Origin of the sequence: Myxococcus xanthus (genome assembly GCF_006402735.1) — a bacterium.
GTDB classification, from domain to species: domain Bacteria; phylum Myxococcota; class Myxococcia; order Myxococcales; family Myxococcaceae; genus Myxococcus; species Myxococcus xanthus_A.
Genome location: NZ_CP017174.1, coordinates 4807438 through 4829030, shown reverse-complemented (window position 1 = coordinate 4829030; position 21593 = coordinate 4807438). Strand labels below are relative to the sequence as shown.

17 protein-coding genes are annotated in these 21593 nt (G+C 69.2%); 9 read left to right on the top strand and 8 right to left on the bottom strand.

Going from position 1 to position 21593, the window contains the following annotated elements; all coding sequences use genetic code 11:
- Positions 1–5 precede the first annotated feature (5 nt).
- Complete coding sequence (locus tag BHS09_RS19975; protein WP_140792223.1) at positions 6–488, bottom strand: NfeD family protein; 483 nt, start codon at positions 486–488, stop codon at positions 6–8.
- Positions 489–861: 373 nt separating this feature from the next.
- On the opposite strand from BHS09_RS19975, the gene BHS09_RS19970 reads away from it, so the two are divergent.
- Both BHS09_RS19970 and BHS09_RS19965 read left to right on the top strand, forming a co-directional pair.
- Positions 862–3906 (top strand): error-prone DNA polymerase, encoded by a 3045-nt coding sequence (locus BHS09_RS19970; protein WP_140798606.1) that lies wholly within the window; start codon positions 862–864, stop codon positions 3904–3906.
- A 26-nt stretch (positions 3907–3932) separates the two neighbouring features.
- The gene (locus tag BHS09_RS19965; RefSeq protein WP_237079697.1) at positions 3933–4667 is read left to right on the top strand and encodes a DUF4336 domain-containing protein; all 735 of its coding nucleotides are present in this window, start codon (positions 3933–3935) and stop codon (positions 4665–4667) included.
- Positions 4668–4698: 31 nt separating this feature from the next.
- Here BHS09_RS19965 and BHS09_RS19960 read toward each other — a convergent pair whose 3' ends face one another.
- The 4 genes from BHS09_RS19960 to BHS09_RS19945 form a co-directional block, all read right to left on the bottom strand.
- Entirely contained in the window at positions 4699–5748 is a 1050-nt protein-coding gene (locus tag BHS09_RS19960) for a GNAT family N-acetyltransferase (protein WP_140798604.1), read from the bottom strand.
- A complete protein-coding gene (locus tag BHS09_RS19955; protein WP_140792215.1) occupies positions 5741–6499 on the bottom strand; it encodes a hypothetical protein in 759 nt (252 codons plus the stop codon). The genes BHS09_RS19960 and BHS09_RS19955 overlap by 8 nt, the downstream gene beginning before the upstream one ends.
- A 306-nt stretch (positions 6500–6805) precedes the next feature.
- Positions 6806–8467 carry an acyl-CoA dehydrogenase family protein gene (locus tag BHS09_RS19950; RefSeq protein WP_140798603.1) on the bottom strand — a complete coding sequence of 554 codons (1662 nt, stop codon included), beginning with the start codon at positions 8465–8467 and terminating at the stop codon, positions 6806–6808.
- Positions 8468–8557: 90 nt separating this feature from the next.
- Entirely contained in the window at positions 8558–9334 is a 777-nt protein-coding gene (locus BHS09_RS19945; protein ID WP_237079696.1) for a DUF6209 family protein, read from the bottom strand.
- A 303-nt stretch (positions 9335–9637) separates the two neighbouring features.
- On the opposite strand from BHS09_RS19945, the gene BHS09_RS19940 reads away from it, so the two are divergent.
- Positions 9638–11410 (top strand): ATP-binding protein, encoded by a 1773-nt coding sequence (locus tag BHS09_RS19940; protein ID WP_140792209.1) that lies wholly within the window; start codon positions 9638–9640, stop codon positions 11408–11410.
- A gap of 7 nt (positions 11411–11417) precedes the next feature.
- On the opposite strand, the gene BHS09_RS19935 is transcribed toward BHS09_RS19940, so the two are convergent.
- Positions 11418–12185: a WbqC family protein gene (locus tag BHS09_RS19935; RefSeq protein ID WP_237079695.1), complete on the bottom strand. Its 768-nt coding sequence runs from the start codon at positions 12183–12185 to the stop codon at positions 11418–11420.
- Positions 12186–12391: 206 nt separating this feature from the next.
- Here BHS09_RS19935 and BHS09_RS19930 point away from each other — a divergent pair, with 206 nt between their 5' ends.
- Entirely contained in the window at positions 12392–14464 is a 2073-nt protein-coding gene (locus BHS09_RS19930) for an ATP-binding protein (protein WP_237077252.1), read from the top strand.
- 2 nt (positions 14465–14466) lie between these two features.
- Here the strand turns inward: BHS09_RS19930 and BHS09_RS19925 are convergent, their stop codons facing one another.
- Entirely contained in the window at positions 14467–15249 is a 783-nt protein-coding gene (locus tag BHS09_RS19925) for a phytanoyl-CoA dioxygenase family protein (protein ID WP_140792205.1), read from the bottom strand.
- Positions 15250–15335: 86 nt separating this feature from the next.
- On the opposite strand from BHS09_RS19925, the gene BHS09_RS19920 reads away from it, so the two are divergent.
- From BHS09_RS19920 to BHS09_RS19905, 4 genes are all read left to right on the top strand, one after another.
- A complete protein-coding gene (locus BHS09_RS19920) occupies positions 15336–16304 on the top strand; it encodes an alpha/beta fold hydrolase (RefSeq protein WP_140792203.1) in 969 nt (322 codons plus the stop codon).
- A 131-nt stretch (positions 16305–16435) separates the two neighbouring features.
- Positions 16436–18190 carry a lamin tail domain-containing protein gene (locus BHS09_RS19915; protein WP_140798601.1) on the top strand — a complete coding sequence of 585 codons (1755 nt, stop codon included), beginning with the start codon at positions 16436–16438 and terminating at the stop codon, positions 18188–18190.
- Between the two features lie 81 nt (positions 18191–18271).
- On the top strand, positions 18272–19054 hold the full coding sequence (locus BHS09_RS19910) for an exodeoxyribonuclease III (RefSeq protein WP_140792199.1): 783 nt from the start codon (positions 18272–18274) through the stop codon (positions 19052–19054).
- 18 nt (positions 19055–19072) lie between these two features.
- The gene (locus BHS09_RS19905) at positions 19073–19855 is read left to right on the top strand and encodes a lysophospholipid acyltransferase family protein (protein ID WP_171410137.1); all 783 of its coding nucleotides are present in this window, start codon (positions 19073–19075) and stop codon (positions 19853–19855) included.
- Between the two features lies 1 nt (position 19856).
- Here the strand turns inward: BHS09_RS19905 and BHS09_RS19900 are convergent, their stop codons facing one another.
- Positions 19857–20381, bottom strand: coding sequence for a hypothetical protein (locus tag BHS09_RS19900; RefSeq protein ID WP_140792195.1), 525 nt, complete (start codon positions 20379–20381; stop codon positions 19857–19859).
- A gap of 204 nt (positions 20382–20585) precedes the next feature.
- Here BHS09_RS19900 and BHS09_RS19895 point away from each other — a divergent pair, with 204 nt between their 5' ends.
- Positions 20586–21587 carry a hypothetical protein gene (locus BHS09_RS19895; RefSeq protein WP_237079694.1) on the top strand — a complete coding sequence of 334 codons (1002 nt, stop codon included), beginning with the start codon at positions 20586–20588 and terminating at the stop codon, positions 21585–21587.
- The last annotated feature ends 6 nt before the right edge of the window (positions 21588–21593 follow it).

Below are 21593 nucleotides of genomic sequence, written 5' to 3'. Positions count from 1 at the left end.
CCCGCCTACTCCTTCCTCGGGTCCCCCGAGGGAACCGGCAACGACGCCGTCGGTCGGCGCACCCAGAGTTTGAGACCTTCCACCTGCTCCACGGTGACGAGTTCGCCTTCGGGCACCGGGCCCGACAGGGAGCGCGCCGTCCACAGCTCGCCATTGATGCGCACCGTGCCCCCGAGCGGGTCGCCCAGGGTCTCCACCACCACCGCCTCCTGACCAAGCATGGCCTCGATACCTGTCTTCAAATGCGTGGCGTCGCGCATGAAAACGCTTTTGAAGAGGGTGCGGGAGGCCGCGAACAGGGCGACGGAGACGGCGGTGAACAGGTAGAGCTGGCCGTTGAGGCCCAGGCCCAATGCCGCCCCGATCGAGGAGGCCAGCGCCCCCACGGCGAGCCAGAGGACCATGAAGCTGGTGAGCTGCATCTCCAGCGCTCCCAGAAGGAGCGCCGCGATCAGCCAGAGCTGCCACGCGGTGGGAGTGAGGTCCATGAAGACATGTTTGGCAGTCGGATCGGCATCCTGTCAAACGGCGGCGGCGCGAACTTCAAACATCACAGCTCAGGCTTTTGGGTGGAGCGCAGGTCGCTTAACTCCCTGGGATGTGCCCGGCCTCGCGGGTGTGCAGGACTTGCTGCGCGGATGCGACATTTACAAATCTCGTAACAAGGCTGAGGCAGCGCCTGATGAGTTTGCCAGGCCTGGTTGGGTGCCCTGAAGGAGGGGGCCGCCCACTCTGTCCGGCAAGCAGCAGTCGCCACCCCGTACGGATCGCCCTCATCCGCGTCAACCCATGAAGTCGCTTGCCCGCACCGCGAAGATCCAATCTAGCGCCTGAACGCCTGTTCGGTATCTAGATCCGGGCGTGGACTACACCGAGCTGGTCTGCCGCTCCAACTTTTCGTTCCTTCGCGGGGCCTCGCATCCGGAAGAGCTGGTGGCCACGGCCGCGAGGCTCGGGCTGGGTGCGCTCGCGCTGACGGACGCGGATGGCCTGTACGGCGTGGTGAAGGCGCACCTGGCCGCGAAGGAGCACGGGGTGCGGCTCATCCTGGGCGCCGAACTGACGCTGGAGGACGGCCCGCCGGTGGTGGTGTACGCGGCGGATGGGACGGGGTACTCGAACCTGTGCGCCCTGGTGTCCCAGAGCCGGATGACCCACCCCAAGGGCGAGGCCGGGCTGCCGTGGCGCGCGGTGGCGGACCGGTCCGCGGGGCTGCTCGCGCTCCTGCCCGAGCCCGCGCCCTTCGAGCAGGTCGCTTCACTGGCGGAGGCCTTCCCGGAGCGCTTCCACGTCGGCATCTGCCGGACCCTGTCCGCGGGGGACGCGGAGCGCGAGGCCCGGGCGGAGCGGCTGGCGCTGGAGCTCGGCGTGCCGCTGGTCGCGCACAACGACGTGCACACGCACCATCGCCGGCGGCAGGCCTTGCAGGACGTGCTGGTGTCCATTCGCCATGGGACGTCGGTGGACCGGGCGGGGACTCGGCTGTTACCCAACGCGGAGCGGACGCTGAAGTCCCCACGGGACATGGCGCGCCTGTTCGCGGATCGGCCAGAGGCCCTGGCGCGCGCGGCGGAGCTGGCCTCGCGCTGCCACGCCTCATTGGATGATTTGCACTACCGCTTCCCGGAAGAGGACCTGCCCGAAGGCCGCACCTCGGACGCGCACCTGCGCGTGCTGACGTACGAAGGACTTCAGTTCCGCTATCCGGAAGGCGCGCCCCCGGCGGTGGTGAAGCAGATTGAACACGAGCTGAAGCTCATCGCCGCGTTGGACTTCGCCGGCTACTTCCTGGCGCTGTGGGACATCGTCCGCTTCGCCAGGGCCCAGGGGATTCTCTGCCAGGGGCGGGGAAGCGCGGCGAACTCGGCGGTCTGCTACGCGCTGCAAATCACCGCCATCGACCCGGTGCGGATGGGCCTGTTGTTCGAGCGCTTCCTGAGCATGGAGCGCAAGGAACCACCAGACATCGACGTGGACTTCGAGCACGAGCGCCGCGAGGAGGTCCTCCAGTACGTCTACGAGAAGCACGGGCGTCGGCACGCGGGCATGGTCTGCGAGGTCATCTGCTACCGGGGCCGGCTGGCGCTGCGTGAGACGGGCAAGGCGCTGGGCTTGTCGCTGGACCAGGTGGACCGGCTGTCGAAGGTGTCCGCGTCGAACGGCTTCGACGTGACGCCGGACGTGCTGCGCGAGGCGGGCCTGTCCGCGGAGGACGGCCGGGTCCAGAAGACGCTGGCACTGGCCATGGAACTGGAGGGCTTCCCCAGGCACCTGTCCATCCACGTGGGCGGCTTCGTGATGACACGCGAGCCGCTGACGGAGCTGGTTCCAGTGGAGAACGCGGCGATGCCGGGCCGCACCGTCATCCAGTGGGAGAAGGACGACATCAACGCGGTGGGGCTGCTGAAGGTGGACCTGCTGGCGCTGGGCATGCTGACGGCGCTGTCGAAGTGCTTCGCGCTGATTCGCGAGCACCATGGGCGGGAGCTGTCCCTGGCGACGGTGCCAGCCGAGGACCCGAAGGTCTACGACATGCTGTGCGAGGCGGACACGATGGGCGTGTTCCAGATTGAGAGCCGGGCACAGATGAACATGCTGCCCAGGCTTCGGCCGAGGACGTTCTACGACCTGGTGGTGGAGATTGCGCTCATCCGCCCGGGGCCCATCGTCGGCAACATGGTGCATCCCTTCCTGCGCCGACGGAACGGCCAGGAGCAGGTGGCGTACCCGAGCGAGGCGGTGAAGGAGATTCTCGGCAAGACGCTGGGGGTGCCGCTCTTCCAGGAGCAGGCGATGAAGCTGGCCATGGTGGCGGCGGGCTTCACCGCGGGCGAGGCGGACGGACTGCGGCGGGTGCTGAGCCACAAGCGCGCCGAATCCATGCTGCTGCAATACCGGGGGCGCTTCGTGGAGGGCTGCGTGTCGCGGGGGTACACACGCAAACAAGCCGAGGAGTGGTTCGACAACTTCCGGGGCTTCGCGCACTACGGCTTCCCGGAGAGCCATTCAGCGAGCTTCGCGTTGATTGCGTATGCGTCCAGCTGGCTGAAGTGTCACTACCCGGCGGCCTTCACGGCGGCGCTGTTGAACTCGCAGCCCATGGGCTTCTATGCGCCGCACACGTTGGTGGCGGACGCGCAGCGGCATGGCGTGGAGGTGCGGCCGGTGGACGTGCGGCACTCGAGCTGGGACTGCACGTTGGAGGAGGGCGGGGCCGCATTGCGGCTGGGGCTCCGGATGGTGAAGGGTCTGGGCGAGTCCGCGGGGCGGCGCGTGGCGACGGCGAAGCGCGAGGGCTTCCGCGACGTGGGCGACCTGGCGCGGTGGTCGCGGGCGCCCCGGCACGAGCTGACGCGGTTGGCCTTGGCGGGCGCCCTGTCGTCGCTGTGCGGCTCCCGGCGTCAGGCGCTGTGGGAGCTCCAGGCGCTGGGGCCGCTGGACTCGGATGACCTGTTCTTCGGCATGGCCATGGACGGCACGGCGGTGGAGCTTCCGTCCATGGACGTGATGGAGCGGGTCTGCGCGGACTACGACACGGTGGGGCTGTCGCTGGAGAAGCACCCGCTGGAGTTGCTGCGCCCGGTGCTGAAGCAGCAGGGCGCGGTGACGGCGGAGGGACTGAAGAAGGTGGCCCACGGGCGGAGGGTGGCGGTGGGAGGCATGCTCATCTGCCGCCAGCGTCCGCCCACGGCCAAGGGCATCTGCTTCATCTCCCTGGAGGACGAAACGGGCATCGCGAACCTGGTGGTGCCTCCGGACGTGTACGAGCGGTGCCGCAAGGACATCCATGGCGCGCTCTTCCTGGTGGGAGAAGGCGTCCTGGAGCGCTCCGGCAAGGTGACGAACGTGAAGTCCAGTCGAGTGGCGTCATTGCATGGACAGCGGGGTACGCTGCCTGGGCGATGACTGCTGGCCTCGAATGGAACGATGGGGTGCGTCCCTATGTGCCGCTTTCCACCCTCAAGCCGGTCACGGACGGTGTCTGGTGGGTGGACGGGCCGGTGGCGAGGATGCGCGTGGGCCCCATCTCCCTGCCGTTCCCGACGCGCATGGTCATCGTTCGCCTGGGTTCGGGAGGCTTGTGGCTCTGGTCGCCCACGGCACCAACGCCCGAGTTGTTCGAACAGGTCGACGCACTCGGCCCGGTGGAACATCTCGTCTCTCCGAACCGGTTCCACTACGCGGGCATTCCGGCCTGGAAGGCGCGCTATCCGCGCGCGACGGCCTGGGCGTCTCCGGGCGTTCGCGAACGGGCGCGCTCCCAGCAGATTGACGTCCCATTCGATGCCGACCTCGACGACGCCGCGCCCTCGGCCTGGTCCACGGAGTTGGGCCAGCTCATCTTCCGGGGCAGCCGCTTCGTGGAAGAGGTGGTGTTCTTCCACGGTGCGTCCTCGACCTTGATTCTCGCGGACCTGGTCATGGCGTTGGAGCCCGAGCGTCTCCGGCCTCGCTTGAGATGGCTGCTGACGCTCGGCGGGACGATGTGGCCGGGGCAGACGCCACGCGAGGTGCGGGTGACGACCTGGGGCCGGACCGCGCAGGCGCGCGCCTGCTACCAGCAGATGATGGCATGGCAGCCTCGTCGGGTGCTCCTCGCGCACGGCCGCTGCTACCTCGATGAGGGTGTGGCTCCGCTCGAGCGCGCCTTCTCCTGGCTGCGCTGAAGCACAGGGCTTCAGCTTCGCGCGCGCTGCCTCAGCGCAGGTGCATGAACACCCGGGGCGAGGCGGGCAGCTCCACGTCGGGGGTGGTGAGCAGGCACGTCACCCGGGAGCCCCCGGGGAATGGCAACCACCCGGAGCGCAGCATCAGGTGCGTGGGCGTACACGGGCTGCGCAGCATCGCGGCGCAGTCGGCCCCTTGGTCCACCATGTCCTGCATGGCCACCCACAGCAGCCGCCGTTGCTCCGAAAAGGGCAGCCCGTCCTGGAAGGCGAGCAGGTCCACCAATCCCGTCGTCAGGAGGCCTCGGGCCGTCATCTGGAGGGTGTAGTAGTTGACCATGCCTTGGATGACGCCGTCTCGCTCCAGGACGAAGGTGCGCGGGATGTCACGGAACTGGAGCTGGTGGGCCAGGCGCTCCGAGGTGTAGGCGTAGCCCAGGTTCACCGGCCGCATCATCTTCTGGACCAGGGCCATGCACTGCGGCAGGTCCCGGGGTTGGTAGGCCCGGATGCCGTCGGTGTGCGCCGCCAGGAAGCCCCGGTGGTGGAGCGGACGCGTGAGGGTGAGGAACGCGCGCTCGGTGGCGCTCAGCGACCAGCGGACCGCCTTCTCCGCGTTGAAGATGTGCAGCCACATGCCCAGGTCGTTGAGGTAGCGCGTGTGGCTCCGCCGGCCCCAGAAGCCCTGGCCCAGGGTGCCGTCGGCCACGCAGCTCAAGGTGAGCGCGGCGCCACGCTCGCGGTGGCGTGCCTGCATGGTGTCCGACAGCTTGATGCCAATCCCCTGGCCCCGGCTCTCGGGTGCCACGCTGACCCAACTCCCGTAGGTGCCATCCACCTGCCGTTGGCCGAGCTGGATCTTCGCCGGCTCCGCCAGGAAGGCTCCCACCAGCTTGCCCTTCGAATACGCCCCCAGCAGATAGTCCCGGTCCGCCAGGGGATTGCTGAAGAGCAGCCAGTCGAAGAAACGCTCGTCCCAGATCGTCAATCCCATCTTCGCGCCGTAGGTGCGCTGCCAGACGCTGTTGATGAACTGGGACGCTTCCTTCGCGTCGCCCTCGAAGGTGCGGACCTCAACCATGACGGGCCTCGGGCGCGGAGATGGGCATCGGTGCCGAGGTAGGAACGGAGACGGCGTTCATGTGCTCCAGGGTGGCGGCGGCCGGGTGCTGGCCAAAGAGATGCGTGTACAGCGCGCGCGTGGTGGGGATGAGGGCATTCCAGTCGGGGAGGTGGATCTTCTCCGGACCGACGAGCACCTTCGCGTAGATGGCCTCGTAGACGCGCTTCACCGTGTTGGGCGCGATGGCGTCCACATCGAACGCGGGCACCAGTCCCACCAGCTTGAAGCCGCGGTGCTCGGCGTTGCGCTGCGCCCGGGCCATCTTCAGGGTGGAGTAATAGAGGACGACCTCGGCGCCGATGTTGCGGCCCACCTGCTCCAGCAGGGAGATACCAAACTGGCCCAGGCCCAGGCCTCGCTGAGAGGGTTCAACGGCCCCCATCGCGGCAGACAACTGCAGGCCGCGAGCGTTCTTCTCCAGCGTCAGCAGCCCGATGATTTCCTGGGTGTCCCGATCCCTTCCCAGAATCGCATACACCGGCCGATCCGGAGACTCGCCCTGGATACAGACATACTGCTCATAGAAAGAGGGCTCCAGGTGCCGGCTCTCCGTGCCGACCCGGATGTCCGGGTACCACTTCCCCAGAAGCGCAGTGACCTGATCGACGGAGTCCCGCGAGAGCTGCTCGAGGCAGCAGTTCTCTGGTGGTCTGAGCCCCCCCATCATCTCGTCCAAGCTTCGCCATTGCATCGTGTGCATGGTGAGCATGATTCGAGATGATGGATGCATTTCGCAGCTGGTTTTTTCTGCTTTTTTACGAGTATGTCTTTGGCCGGTCAGGTCTCCCGTTGAAGCGTGATGTGTTACACAGGCGCCGCGTCTGGGAGTGGGCAGGTGAAGTGCGGGCTCAGCGTGAGGGGAGGGGCGTCGTCTGTGATCCGACGCCCGTATGCCTTCAAGGGCGCCTGCCCCGGAGGGAGGGGCCGGGCGGCCCCTGGGATAGGAATTGCGTGTAAATGATTGAGGCTGTTTTGATGTGTCGTGTTGTTTTGGGCTGGTGTCGGATGCGACACCTCAGGTCAATAGCCGGACATCCTCCAGGCTCGCGGCCGGTTGGATGAGGTCCACGCCGTGCGAGGCGAAGCGCCGTGCCGCCGCCTTGCTCCGGGGGCCGTGGCCATGGTCCAGACACCACTGCGCATGGGCGCAGAGCAAGGCCAGCTCCAGCGTCCGTCCCAGCGTCAGCGAGAAGCGCCGGGCGCCAGCCTCCAGGGTGGCGGGGTCCTCCATGGCACCGGCCACCCAGGCCCGCGCGTGCTCCAGCGCGCCCTGGGCCGCGTCGACACAGGGCCGCAGGCCCGCGTCCCGGGCCTGGCCCAGACGGCCCTCCACCTCGTGGAAGAACGCCTCCAACGCGCCTTCCTTCGCCAGGGCGCGCAGGGTGTCCAGGGAGAGGACGTTCGTGGTGCCTTCCCAGATGGACAGCACCTGGGCGTCGGCCTGGAGCCGCGGAATGCCCGTGTCTTCCACGTAGCCCGCGCCGCCAAAGGCCTCCGTGACTTCGGAGGTGACGTGCACCACCTGCCGGCCGGTGGTCAGCTTCGCCAGGGGCGTCACCAGCCGCTGCAGGAGCAGCTCCTGCTCGGTTGCCACCTTCGCCTCCATGCGGCCCAGCAGCTCCACGGCGCGGAAGGCCAGCAGGAACCCCGCCTGGAACTCCGCCTCCAGCCCCGCCAGGGTGTCCATGTGCAGCGGCTTGTCCGCCAGCTTCGCGCCGAACTGCACCCGCCGCTGGGCATAGTCCCGGGCCAGGGCCAGCGCCCGGCGCATGCCCCATGCGGAGCCCACCGCGTTCCAGGTGCGTGTCACATTCAGCATCCACGCCATGTTCCGGATGCCATCCGTCAGCCCCGCCACGGGAATGGCCAGCGTGCCATCCAATGACAGCTCCGCCGTGGGCACCTTGCGCGTTCCCAGTTTGTCTTTGAGCCGGTTGATCTGGATGCCATTGAGCCTTCCGGCCGCGTCGCGCGTCTCCACGTAGAACAGGGCCAGGCCCTTGCCTCCGGGGCCGTTGCCTTCCGGACGCGCCAGCGTGAGCGCCATCTGCGCCGTCGTCGCGGAGGTGAACCACTTCGTACCAGACAGCCGCCAGCCCTCCGGGGTCTGCCGGGCCACCGTCTGCGTGAGGCCCACGTCCGAGCCGCCGGTGCGCTCCGTCATCCACTGACCGGACGTCCACGCCGTGGCCGGGTCCCGGGACGTGAGGTGGGGCAGGGCGCGGTCGATGAGCGCCGTGTTGCCCAGCGTTAGCAACGAGCGCGCCGCGCCGTCCGTCATCGCCAGCGGGCACGAGTACACGTCCAGCGACGCCTGCACGAGGTAGTTGAGGATGAACTGGTGGACGCGGCTGAGCTCGGCGTTCTTCTGCTCGTAGGCCGTGGCCACCAGTCCGCGCCGCGCGGCCAGGGCCTCGGCTTCCTTCCACAGTGGTGACACCTCGATGTGGTCGACGCGGTGGCCCCACGCATCCCACTGGGTCAGCTCCGGCTCGTTCAGCCGGTCGCGGAGCTGGAAGCGGTAGAAGTAATCCCCGCCCAACTCACCCAGCTCGCGGAACTCATCCGTCAACGCGCGCCGCAGGTCCTCGGGGAGGGTGCGTGCCAGGTAGCTCTGGAGCAGCGCATCGTCGTCGTACTGATTGCCCAGCCTCGGCGGTTCCTGGAAGAAGCTCATGCGTCAAAGGTAGCACCCACATTCCGGCCTGGGCGCGTCTCGTGGTGCGAGGGCATCCGGGCCGGAACGTGGGTGGTGCTGCCAGACGGCCTACGGCTGCAGGTTGAACGTGTAGTTCGCCCCGTAGTCGGAGTCCCAGCGGCGGCAGGTGCCGCGGTCCCAGTTCTCGAACCAGAGCTGCACGGAGGTGGCCCCGGCGGGAGGGATGATGGTGACGGGCGTGCCTGTGCGCGTATAGCCGCTGGTGGTGGTGACGCTCTTCTCGCCCGTCACCCCGTTGTTGAAGCGCCAGCGCACACCCACGTCCCACGTGGGCGCGCCGTTGTAGAGCAGCCGGCACTCGGGCAGGCGCGCGATGTCATAGTCCACGACGAAGGGCTGGCCCCGGCGGGGCGTGCCCACCACGTACTCCACCCAGTCCTGCTGGAACACGAGCGTCGCCGTGGGCGTGGCGCTGTCCTCCAGGACGTTGAACGGGAAGTTGTTGCCGTAGTTGGAGTCGTAGTGCTCACAGCCCGGGCTGGACACGAGGAACCACAGCTCCAGCAGGCCCTGCTCCTGCAGGTCCAGCGTCGGTCCATTGCCGGTGACGGGCGCGCCCGCCACATCGAAGCTGGCCGGCGCGGAGCCATTGATGCGGTAGTGGCCGGTGATGCTCCACGCGGGGCTGCCGTCGGGGTTGTTGACGCGGCACTGCGGCAGGCGCGCGGTGCTGTAGACGACCTGCACCTGGCTCCCCTCGGTCAGCACCTCCGACTGGTTGATGGTCCAGTTGCCGTGGAACGTGAGGGTGGGCGTCGTCTGCGCCGCCGCGGTGGTTCCGAGCAGCAGCAGGGGCAGGGCGAGGACGGACAGAAGTCGCTTCACGAAGACCTCCAGTGCGAAGGATGGGGGGCTGCGCGCGCACTATCGTCGAGGTGGCTGACAGGCACACCGGCGTTCAGTGTTTTTCTATTTGTTCTGCTTCATGAAACACTCGCCAATGCCTGTCTGCCAGGGGCACGGCGAGCACGGTCGCGTTTGGGCGTCCCGGCGAACGGGCATGCACTCCAAAGCGACGCGCGTGCCCGGACATTCATCCGGAAGTCCCCGTTTCATCCGTAACTCCGTTTCGTCCAAACCGGACCGATGCGGTAGGCTCCGGCGCGAACACCCTGGAGCGAGCACCGCATGTCCCTGTTCAGGCGACCGCCATCCCCGGACTCCGGCTCGTCGAGCGACGAGTCCAGCCGCAGCGTCACCCCCGTGGAAACGGCCGTGGTGCCGCCCGCGGCGCCCACGCCGGTGCTGTCGGGGCCTCCTCGCCCGCGCGTCGGTGGCACGGGGGCGACCGCTGCGCTCCCGCCGCGTCCCCCGGGCGCCGTCACGGGCTCACGTCCCGCGCTGCCGCCGGAGCCGGACGAGCCCGACTTCCCCACCGAGCGCCGCGCCTCGTCCTCGCCGTCGGACCGCCGTGCTCCGCCGCCGGCCCCGGCCACACTGCCGTCCGTCATCGTCGCCCCGCCGGAACCCCGTGAGCGACGCGGGCCCGGGCCGTCCCAGTACTCGGGCCCGGACCGGCGCGGCACCGCCGCCAGCGCGCAGTACAACGGCCCCGACCGCCGGGCGCCCCGGCGGCCGGGAGAGGAGGGCGGTGTCAGCCAGGGCGACCGCTTCTGGCCCGCCCAGCCGCGCACCCTGCTCGAGACGGGCCTCAACACCACCTTCGTGGAAGAGCTGGTCCTCAAGGCGCTCTTCTTCGCCGGTGAGATGCGCGGCATGGACATCGCCGCGCGCCTCCAACTGCCCTCCGCGCTGGTGGACGACGTCATCGAAGGCCTGCGCCGCCAGAAGTACGTCGACATCCGCGGCGGTGGCGGCTCGGGCGTGGGCAAGTCGACGATGATCTACCAGCTCACCACGTTTGTGACGGACGTGCTGCGGCAGGTGCTCGACCGCAACCGCTACAACGGCCCCGCGCCCGTGCCCTTCCTGGAGTGGGCGGCCGCCGTGAAGAAGCAGACCGTGCGCGGCAACCGCATCACCCGCGCGCGCATGCAGGACAAGTTCGGCGACCTCATCATCAAGGACTACATCTTCGACGGCATCGGTCCGGCGATGAACTCTGGCCGCGCCATCTTCTTCTACGGGCCCCCGGGCAACGGCAAGACGGCCATCTGCCAGGGCATGGTGAACTGCTTCGACGGGGACATCTTCATCCCCCACGCCATCCTTATCGACGACTTCGTGGTGCGCATCTTCGACGCCAACCTCCACAAGGTGGTGGAGGACGAGCCCGGCTCGCCGCCGTATGACCGGCGCTGGGTGCGCTGCCGGCGTCCGCTCGTCGTCGTGGGCGGTGAGCTGACGCTGGAGATGCTGGACCTCGTGTACTCGCCGGAGGTGAAGTACTACGAGGCGCCGTTCCAGATGAAGGCGAGCAACGGCATGCTCCTCATCGACGACTTCGGCCGGCAGAAGGTGTCCCCCAAGGACCTGCTCAACCGGTGGATCGTCCCGCTGGAGAGCGACATCGACATGCTCACCCTGCACACCGGCAAGAAGCTGCAGGTGCCCTTCGACGTGTTCGCCGCCTTCTCCACCAACCTGGACCCCAGCGACCTCGTGGATGACGCCTTCCTGCGCCGCGTCCGCTACAAGCTGGAGGTGCAGCGCCCGGACGAGGAGCAGTTCCACGACATCTTCCAGGTCATGTGCCGCAAGCGCGGCGTGCCCTACAACGCGGCGGCAGTGGACTACCTCATCGACGCGCACTACCGCCCGGTGGGGCGTCCGTTCGCCGCCTGCCAGCCGCGTGACTTGTTGGATCAGGTCATCGACATGGCGCACTACCAGGGCCTGGAGCCGCGCCTGACGACCGAGCTCCTGGATTCCGCCGTGCGTGGCTACTTCGTGCGCTTCGACAAGGACAAGCCGGCGGGGACGTCGGCCTCCGCGGGCTGAGGCACCCTCATTCGCCCGGGGGCCGGGGCGCGAACGGTCCCCAGGGCGAAGGCTCCAGCCACTGGCGCACCTCGTCCACCGGCACGTTGGCCAGCACGTCCACCAACGACATGCCGTGGACGAAGCGGCCCGGGCGGCCCTGTGCATATTCGGGATGGCGGAAGCGCTGCCACAGCACGCGCACGTCCACGTCCCGGAACAGGCCCACCTGGAGGTACAGGGACGAGCCCAACCCCGAGTAGTACGTGTGCGCGCCCAGTTGCTGGCAGTACGCCACCAACCGGGCCGACTTGTCCTCGCCCTGCTTGTCCAAGGTGGATGCCAGGACCAGGTTCGGCGTCAGGCCCAGCGGCTCATTGAAGAGCGCCATGCTCGCCAGCAGCACCCGCAGCAGCGAACCCGGGCCCGACTCGCGCGCCGCCGCGTCATAGAAGGGCTCCAGCCGGGGCAATACCTGCGAAGCGAAGTAGGGCCGCTTCGCGTACAGCGACACCAGCGTGCGCAGGTGCTCGCGGGCCCAGGGCTGACGGGCATCCACCGCCAGGTCCTTGATGAGGGTGTCCCGGTGGGGGTCCTCCAAGGGGATGGACATCCACTGGAACCCGGACTCCGTGGGCGGGGGCAGGGGGACGTTGTGGGGCAGGGCCACCCGCGTGCGCCGCTGCCAGCCGCGCCGCAGCCACTGCACGTTGTCCAGCACGACGAAGGTCCCCGCGCGGGCCAGCTGCTCGTGGAAGTCCACCCACGGCAGGTAGTGCGGCTGCTCGGCGACCACGACTCCAGGGATGCCCGGCACGCGCGGAGGATAGCGTCCTGGCGCCACCCGGTGGCCACCCGTTTGCCCTCCGGCCGGAATGTTTCCACCGGGCATGGGGTGTACCTGACCCCCACCTATCAGGACGCCCCCGCTGGAAATGCCGTGCTACAGAATCATAGTATTTTTCACCCCGTGTGTTTGGGGCCACGGAGCAGGGCGACTGGATGAAGTTCCTGTGTCTCACCACTGATGACCGGCACCCCGTGGCGGAGGAGCTGCGGCGCCAGGGTCAGGCCGTGTTCAGCACCGCCGACCTGGTGGAAGCCGGCGCGGCGCTGGGGCACGGGCCCGTGGACGTGCTGGTGGTGGACGCGGCGGACCTGGTGGAGGACGCGCGCTGGCTGGACGCGCTGCGGACGCGGGCCCGTCCCGAGGATCCGCTGGTGCTGGGGTTGGCGCGGGACGGCACCGACGCGGCGCTCGAGCCGCTGCTGGCCGCGGGCGTGGACGAGTTCCTGGTGGAGCCCTTCACCCCGGTGCAGGTGCGCTCACGGCGGGTGTTGTTGGAGCGGCGTGTGGCGGCGCGACGTCAGCGGCGGACGTCCGAGGCGGAGGCGCGGGGCGAGGTGGCGCGGCTGGCCTCCATCATCCAGATGCAGTCGGACGTGGCGATGGCGGGCTACGGGCTCGACGAGTTGATGCGGCTGCTGTGCGAGCGCTCGCGGGTGCTGTGCGGCGCGGATGGCGCGGCGGTGGCGCTGCTGGGGGCGGACACCGAGGAGGAGGTGACCTACCTGGTGGCCACCGGCAGCCTGGCGCCCTTCATTGGCTTCCGGCTGAAGGTGGAGGGCAGCCTCACGGGTGCCAGCCTGCTGCGGGGCGAGGTGATGCGCACGGATGACTCGGAGGCGGACGTCCGGGTCAACGTGATGGCGCTGCGCCACGTGGGCGCGCGGTCGATGATTTGCGTACCGCTGTGGCGCGAGGGCCGTCCGGTGGGCGCGCTCAACGTCACCAGCCGGCGGCCGAACACGTTCGAGGACCGGGACGTGCGCACGCTGGAGCTGATGGCGGGTCTGCTCGGCGCGGCCATGGGCAACGCGGCCGAGGCCCAGGCGCGCCAGGAGTTGATGGTGCAGAACACGCTGGCGATGGGCGCGCTGGAGGAGTCGCAGGAGCTGTTCGCGTCCTTCATGGACAACATCCCCGCAGTGGCCTTCATGAAGGACGAGCGGGGCCGCCGCATCTGGGTGAACGCGCGCTACAGCCGGTTCTTCGGCTATCCGGTGGGCGCGGACATGTCCAACGTGTCCGACGTGGAGTTGATGCCCGCGGCCTCCGCCGAGCAGTCGCGCCGGGATGACGACGCGGTGCTGACATCCGGCAAGCAGAGCATCACCGAGACGATGATTCCCGCGCGCGACGGCACCGAGCGCCACTGGCTCACCTACCGCTTCATCGTGCGGGAGCGCTCGGGGCGGCGGCTGCTTGCGGGCGTGGCGGTGGACGTCACCGACCGCAAGGCCATGCAGGCGCAGCTCGTGGTGTCGGACCGGCTGGCGGCGGTGGGCACGCTGGCGGCGGGCGTGGCGCACGAAATCAACAACCCGCTGGCCTTCGTCCTCTCCAACCTGTCGTTCCTCGCGGGCGAGCTGCATGCCCTGGCGCCGGAGTTACCGTCGGGCCGCATGGCGGAGCTGGAGGAGGTGCTACGCGAGGCCACCGACGGCGCGCACCGCGTGCGGCAGATCGTCCGGGACTTGAGGACCTTCTCCCGGGGCGATGACGAGGTGGCCACCGCCGTCAACGTGCAGGCGGTGCTCGAGTCGGCCATCACCCTGGCGCGCAGCGAGCTGAAGCTGCGCGCGCAGCTCGTCCGCGACTACCGCGAGGTGCCGCTGGTGGAGGGCAACGAGGGCCGCTTCGGACAGGTGTTCCTGAACCTGCTCATCAACGCCGCGCAGGCCATTCCGATGGGCCAGCCAGAGCAGCACGAGGTCCGGCTGAGCCTGCGGACCGCCGGGGACCGCGTCATCATCGAGGTGCGCGACACGGGCGTGGGCATGCCGCCGGAGGTGCGCGCCCGCATCTTCGACCCCTTCTTCACCACCAAGCCGGTGGGTGAGGGCACGGGGCTGGGCCTGTCCATCTGCCACGGCATCGTCACCGGCTTCGGTGGAGACATCTCCGTGGAGAGCGAGGAGGGACGGGGCAGCACCTTCCGAGTCTCCCTGCCGGTGGCGCGGCGCGCGAAGGAGCCGGTGGAGCCGCCGCTGCGCATGCCCCTGGTGGGCTGAGGTCAGCGGCGGAACATGGGCGGGAAGACGCGGGGGGCCTTCTTCTTGCGCAGGCAGCGCACGGCCGCGTCCATGTAGCAGGCGGAGAAGGCGCGGCGGCGCAAGCCGGGGCGCCCGCGTCCGGAGCGGTGCCAGAGGTGGTTGTGGACCAGGATGGCCTCGCCGGCGCGCACCGGCAGGGACAGGACGCGGGATTCAGCGTCGGCCGCCGCCACCGCGTCCGGAGGAATCACCCCGCCCAGCGGCGTCACCAGTCCCCCTCGGTGGCTGCCCGGCACGACTTCCAGACAGCCGCCGTCCTCGGGGGCGTCATCCAGCGCGGTCCAGACCTGCAGCTCCGGTTCGTGGGTGAGCCCCCACAGCCGGCCGCCATCCTGGTGCCAGGGCAGGTTGCTGCCGCCGGCCTGCCCCTTGTGGAAGAGGATGGCGCGGTAGAGGACGATGTCGCCGGGGATGAGCGCCCGGGCGATGCGTTCGAACAGCGGGTTCTCCATCCAGGCCAGGAAGCGCGGGTCCTTCTCCAGCTTCTCCAGCTTGCGGTAGTCCAGGGAGGGGCCCTGCCAGCCCAGCCCCAGGGGGGCGTCCTCGTAGCGGCCGGTGGTGGCGTCCGGCTGGAAGAAGAGGCCCGGGTGGACGACCCGGCCCAGCATCAGGTCGTCGGCTCGCTCGCGGAGCGCGTCCAGGCCCTCGTCCCCCAGCACGCGGCCCAGCTTCGCGTAGCCGTGCTCGGCGTAGTGGGCCAGGGCAGGGCGGATATCGAACCGTTCCACGTCGACGCAAAGCATGGCGCCCCCTCATACCCCGGCACGAGCCCGTCAGGGCAGGTTGATGCTTGCGCCCCCGGCCCGGGCGCCTCATGGTGGGAGGTGGCATGCCCTACCGTCGCACCACGCGCTTTGTGACTGCCCCGGATGGTACCCGGGTCGCCTGGCATACCCACTTCGGCAACCTCCGGGAGGCCACCGCCGACTCAGAGCTGGCGGCCCGCCCCACGGTGCTGCTGACGAACGGGATTGGCTCCTCGGAGAACTTCTGGCGTTACCTGGTGGGAAACCTGGAGCAGGACCACCGGGTGGTGCACTGGAACTACCGGGGCCACGGCAGCAGCGATGAATCCCTGGGGGACGGGTACCAGATTCGCGTGCACGTGGATGACCTGGAGCGCATCACCGAGGCGGCGATGGCCCGGGGGGATGGGCGGCCGCCGCACCATGTGGCGTTCTCCATGGGCGTGCGCGTCCTGCTGGACCTGTACCGGCGGCGGCCGGACCTGGTTCCGTCCATGACGCTCATCGCCGGGGCGCCGGGGGCGTTCGGCTCGGGGGCGGACTCGGCGGGGGCCCGCGCGTTCCTGGCCGCCACCCGGGGCATGCTCAAGCTGGCCACGCCCACGCTGCCGCTGGCGGCGCCCGTGGCGCACGCGGTGATGGCCAGCCGCTTCGCCTATCCCCTGGCGCGGATGGTGGGGGCGCTCCGGGCCCGGGCGCCTCGGGCGGACATCGACGAGTTCATGCTCGCCCTGCGCCGGATGAGCCCCAGGGCCTACTGGTACACCCTCCGGGGCATGGTGGAGGGCCATTCCTGGGACGTGGCCAGGACGGTGCAGGTGCCCACGCTCATCGTCGCCGCCAGCAACGATTTGCTCGTTCCGCTGGGAGAGATGGAACGAATGCGTGACGCAATGCCGCACGCACATTGGATGCGGGTGGATGACGCGGGGCACGCCGGCTTGCTGGAGGCCGGGTCGGAGATCGCCGAGGCCGTGCGTGTCTTCCTCGTGGACCACGGCTTGGAGCCGCCCCATGAGGTCGGGGAGCACGCTCCGGTGCCTCCGTCCTAAGAGGGGAGGCTGGGAGGATCAGAACCCAGGTTTGGGTCCAGTGAAATCGGAAACTGCCGCCTGGATTGCGTCGCGGGTGACAGATATGGGATGCAGGGGGCTCTTCAAGTTTCAACGGAGACATTTTACCCATGCCCTGGTCCTTCCGGCAGATGCTGGCGCCGCTGTCCGCACTGCTCCTTTTGATGTCCGCATGTGGCGACGACCCTGAACCCAGGCCCGTTTGCGGCAATGGCATCGTCGAGGCTGGCGAGACGTGCGACGACGGCAACCGAAACAACAACGACAGCTGTGACAACAGCTGCCGTCGCCCCACGCCGGATGCGGGCACCGGGGAGGATGCCGGCACTGAGGATGACGCCGGCACCGGTGAAGAGGACGGCGGCATCGTCGAGGACGACGCTGGCACCACCGAGGACGCGGGCACCGGTGAGGACGACGCTGGCACCACCGAGGACGCGGGCACCGGTGAGGACGACGCTGGCACCACCGAGGATGGTGGCTCGGGCGAGCCGGACGCGGGTTCGGAGGAGGACGGTGGTTCAGGTGAGCCGGACTCCGGCACCGACGCGGGCACGGGCGAGGACGACGCCGGCACCGACGCGGGCACGGGCGAGGACGACGCTGGCACCGACGCGGGCACGGACGTTGACGCCGGTACGGACGCGGGCACGGTCCAGGTCTCGCTGGACAGCTTCGGTCCGACGGGCACCTTCGCGCGCACCGGCACCACGGGGGCGACGTTCCCCGAGGCGCTGACGGTGCGTCTGCGTGAGGACGCTCCGGCGGAGGTCTGGGTGGAGGTTGCTTCGTCCAGCCCCGTGCTGAACGTGCAGGGTGGTCTGGTGCGCATCGCCCCGGGTGAGCGCTCCGCCACGGTGCAGGTGACGGCGAACCTGGCCGCGGATCCGGAGACGGACAAGGCGACGCTGACGGCCACGCTGGGCAACGACACGCGTGCGGCCACGGTTCGGGTGCTGGCGGCGGATCAGGCCGCTGAGCTGGCCACGTTGTCGCCCGAGGTCATCTCGGTGAGCGCTGGCCAGACGCAAGGCTTCACGGTGGAGCTGGACGTTCCCCCGGCGCAGGACACGGTCATCCAGCTCGCGCTGGAGCCCGCGTCGCTCGGCACGGTGCCGGCGACGGTGACGGTGACGGCCAACAGCCTGTCCGCCAAGTTCGACTTCACCGCGGGCAGCACGGGCGGCGAGGGTCAGCTGGTGGCCGCGCTGAACGGTCAGTCCATCGCGGCGGCGGTGCAGGTGAGCGGTGGCGGCAGCAGCACGGGCCACATCGTCATCAGCGAGTTCGCCCCCGCGGGCCCCGGTGGCGCCGGCGACGAGTTCATCGAGCTCTACAACCCCACGTCGAGCGCGGTGGACATCTCTGGCTGGAAGCTCCAGTACAAGTCCGCCACGGGCACCACCGGCTACAACAGCAGCTTCGCGCTGCCCGCCGGCTCGGTCATCGCGCCGCGCAGCTACTTCCTGGTGGTGTCGACGGGCTACGCGAGCTCGTCGGGCAACACCGTGACGGGTAACGCGAACTGGGGTGGCACCATCGCGATGGGCGGCTCCGCGGGCCATGTGCGCCTGGGCTACCCGGAGATGGCGCTGACCGACGCCATCACCTCGCCGCTGGTGGTGGACACGGTGGGCTACGGCAGCAACGCCAACCAGCCGGAGGGCACGCGCATCGCCACCGTGCCGCCCGTCGCGGGCAGCTACGAGCGCAAGGCCTCGGCCGCGTCGACCGCGGCGACGATGGTCGTCGGCGGCGCGGACGAACTGCAGGGCAACGGTCACGACTCGAACGACAACTCGGCGGACTTCATCCTCCGTCCGACGCGTCAGCCGCAGAACGCGTCGAGCGCGGCGGAGCCGTAGCAGGTCGCGTGTTCGCCCCTACCGCCCGTGTGTGCGGTAGGGGCTGGTAATGCCGCACGGGGCGGGCCATAAGCCTTCCCCGTGCGAGTCGTTTCGTGGAACGTGAACGGACTTCGCTCGGTGCACCGCAAGGGCTTCCTGCCCTGGCTCGCGGGGTGCCGGGCGCAAGTCGTTGGTCTGCAGGAGGTCCGCGCGCGCGCCGACCAGCTTCCCGACGAGGTGCGCTCACCGTCCCGGTGGAAGACGCACTTCGTGGCGGCGGAGCGGCCGGGCTACAGCGGCGTCGGACTGTACAGCCGCCTGGAGCCCGATGAAGTCGTGACGGTGCTCGGCGTGGGGGAGCTGGACGTCGAAGGGCGCCTGCAGATTGCCCGCTTCGGCAAGCTCACCGTGGTGAACGGCTACTTTCCCAACGGCAATGGGAAGGACCGGGACCTGAGCCGCATCCCCTACAAGCTGACCTTCTACCAGCGCCTCTTCGAGCGGCTGGAGAAGCCCCTGCGCGACGGTGGCCGGGTGCTGGTGATGGGCGACTTCAACACAGCGCATCAAGAAATCGACCTGGCGCGGCCCAAGGAGAACCGGGAGACGAGCGGCTTCCGGCCCGAGGAGCGTGAGGAGTTCGACCGGTGGATTCGCGCCGGCTGGGTGGACACCTTCCGCCACTTCAACAAGGGTGGGGGGCACTATTCGTGGTGGAGTCAGCGGGCCGGCGTTCGGGAGAAGAATATCGGCTGGAGAATCGACTATGTCCTGGCCTCGCCAGCGGCCATGGCCTACGTGCGCAAGGCTGGCATCCACCCGGACGTGCTCGGCTCGGACCACTGTCCGGTGAGCGTGGACCTGGACCCCGCGGTTCGCTGACGCTTGTTCGAGGCTCTCATGAACGCACTGCTCTCCATCTGGACGTGGATCGAGATTGGCCTGGTGGCGCTGGTTGGCTTCTGTGTGCAGCTGTCGCTGGCCATCCTGACCTGGGCCTTCGACCACAAGCGCCACGTGACGGGGCGCTGCTTCCGGCTCATCGGCGTCACCGCGGCGAAGCTGACGCCGTTCTGGCGCTTCGGCGTGCACGGCCCGGTGCCGGACAAGCTCGCGCCGAACACGGTGGTCGTGAGCAACCACGAGTCCAACGCGGACCCGTTCCTCATCTCGCACCTGCCGTGGGAGATGAAGTGGCTGGGCAAGGCCAGCCTCTTCAAGATTCCCGTGGTGGGCTGGAGCATGTGGATGGCGGGGGACGTCCCCGTGCACCGCGGCGACCGCGACTCGGCGACGGGCGCCATGGCGAAGTGCCGCCAGTGGCTGGCCAAGGGCATGCCGGTGATGATCTTCCCGGAAGGGACGCGCTCGAAGACGGATGACCTGCTGCCATTCAAGGACGGCGCGTTCCGGCTGGCCATCGAGGCGCAGGCGGACGTGCTGCCCCTGGCGGTGAGCGGGACGCGGCGGGCGCTGCCGAAGCACTCCTGGCGCTTCGCCACCTCGCGCGGTTTGGTGACGGTGGGCACGCCCATCTCCACCAAGGGGATGACGCTGGCGGACGTGGAGACGCTGAAGAACCTGGCCCGCGATCAGATCCTGTCGCTGCGGGCTTCGCTGATGCCGCTGACGCGCACCGGCACCGAGCCGGCCGTGCCTCCGGGGCCGGCCAGCGCCGCGTGACTCAGACGTCCTTATCGCTCTCGTCGACGATGTGGCAGCCGGTCTCCTCGTCGAGCGCGTCTTCAATGAAGCCGCGCACGATGTCCCGGCCGCCAATCTCGAAGGACAGGCTGACCTTGTCGCCCTTCACCGCGTCGTCCTGATCCACCTTCAGCCGTCCCCCCAGGGCGATGGCGTTCCCCTCGACAGCGGCGCCCTTGTGGACGCGGACCTCGCCGCCCAGGGACACCGCGTTGCCCGTCACCCGGGCCCCCGACTCAACGATGACGCGGCCCCGGATGGCGACGACGTCCTCCACCACCGCGCCCTTGCGGACGATGACGTTGCCCTCCACGGCGACGCCGTCCTTCATCTTCTCACCGGCTTCGATGATCAGGTCGGTGCCCTGGACGGCGCGGCTTCCGTCCTTCGACTGCGTGGCGCACACCACCTTCCACTTCTGGGGCGACTTCGCGTCGTCCTCGGCGAAGGCAGGGGTGGCGAGGGCGAGCCCGAGGGCCAGGGTGGCAATGGGGGACGAGCGCATGCGAGGCTCCTGTGAAAGCCGTGACGCCGCTGGATACGCGCCCGTCTGGAAACGATTGCGTGCCCACGCCAGCCACCTGCCCGGCGTGCGGCTTGCACAACCCTGTCCCCACACCCCACCCGGGAACACGTCCTGTCCGCCACGCCCCTTCGAAATGATGACGTCCGTGACCTGAGCATCTGGGGGTACGCCCTGGGCTACTTCGTGGCCTATGCCCCCTACAGCGCGCTGACGAAGGCGCTGTCCGGAGGCGCCTTGCCCGGCATGCGGGAGGGCATCTCCGGCTTCACGCTCCTGCCGGTGAGCACCTCGGCCTCGCTGGTGGGAATGTTCGCCTTCCTCACGTGGATGCGCTGGTGGCGTTACGCGGGGCACCGCCAGGTGTGGGGCTTCCAGGTGCCGGCACCAGGGCGGTGGACGCTGCTGTCGGGGTTCTGCTCGGCGGCCATCATCGGCACCACGACGCTGGCGTACACCCTTCCGGGGGCGTCCATCGTCTTCATGATGCTGTTGATGCGCGGCGGCGTGCTCGTCCTGGCGCCGCTGGTGGACGTCCTCAGTGGACGGCGGGTGCGCTGGCCCTCATGGGTGGCCTTGGGCTTGAGCTTCTCGGCGGTGGCGGTGGCCGCGGGCTCGTCGGTCAGCCCCACGCTGACGCTCCTGGCCACGGTGGATGTGGGCGTGTACCTGGCGGCCTATTTCTTCCGGTTGCGCGCCATGAGCCAACTGGCCAAGTCCGGCGAACGTGAGGTCTCCATCCGCTACTTCGTGGAGGAGCAGATGGTGGCCACGCCAGTGCTGGTGGGCACCCTGGCGGTGCTGGCCCTCATCGGCGGCGATGGCGTGCTGGGTGACATCCGCGACGGCTTCACCGGGGCCCTGTCGCGAGGCCACCTGGTCTCGGAGATCGCCGTGGGACTGCTGTCGCAGGCCACCGGCATCTTCGGCGGCCTCATCCTCCTGGACGGGCGGGAGAATGCCTTCTGCGTGCCGGTGAACCGCGCGTCCAGCGTGCTCGCTGGAGTGGTCGCGACGGTGGTGATGTCCGTCACGCTGGGACAGCCGGGCGCGGGGGCCTTGGAGTTGGTGGGCGCCGCGCTCGTCGTCGCCGCCATGGCGGTGCTGGCCGTGCCCACGGTGCTGGCCTCGCGGCGGAAGGCGGGGGAGCAGGCCGCTCCCCCGGTGGCTCCCGCCCCGGGGCCGTGAGGCGCG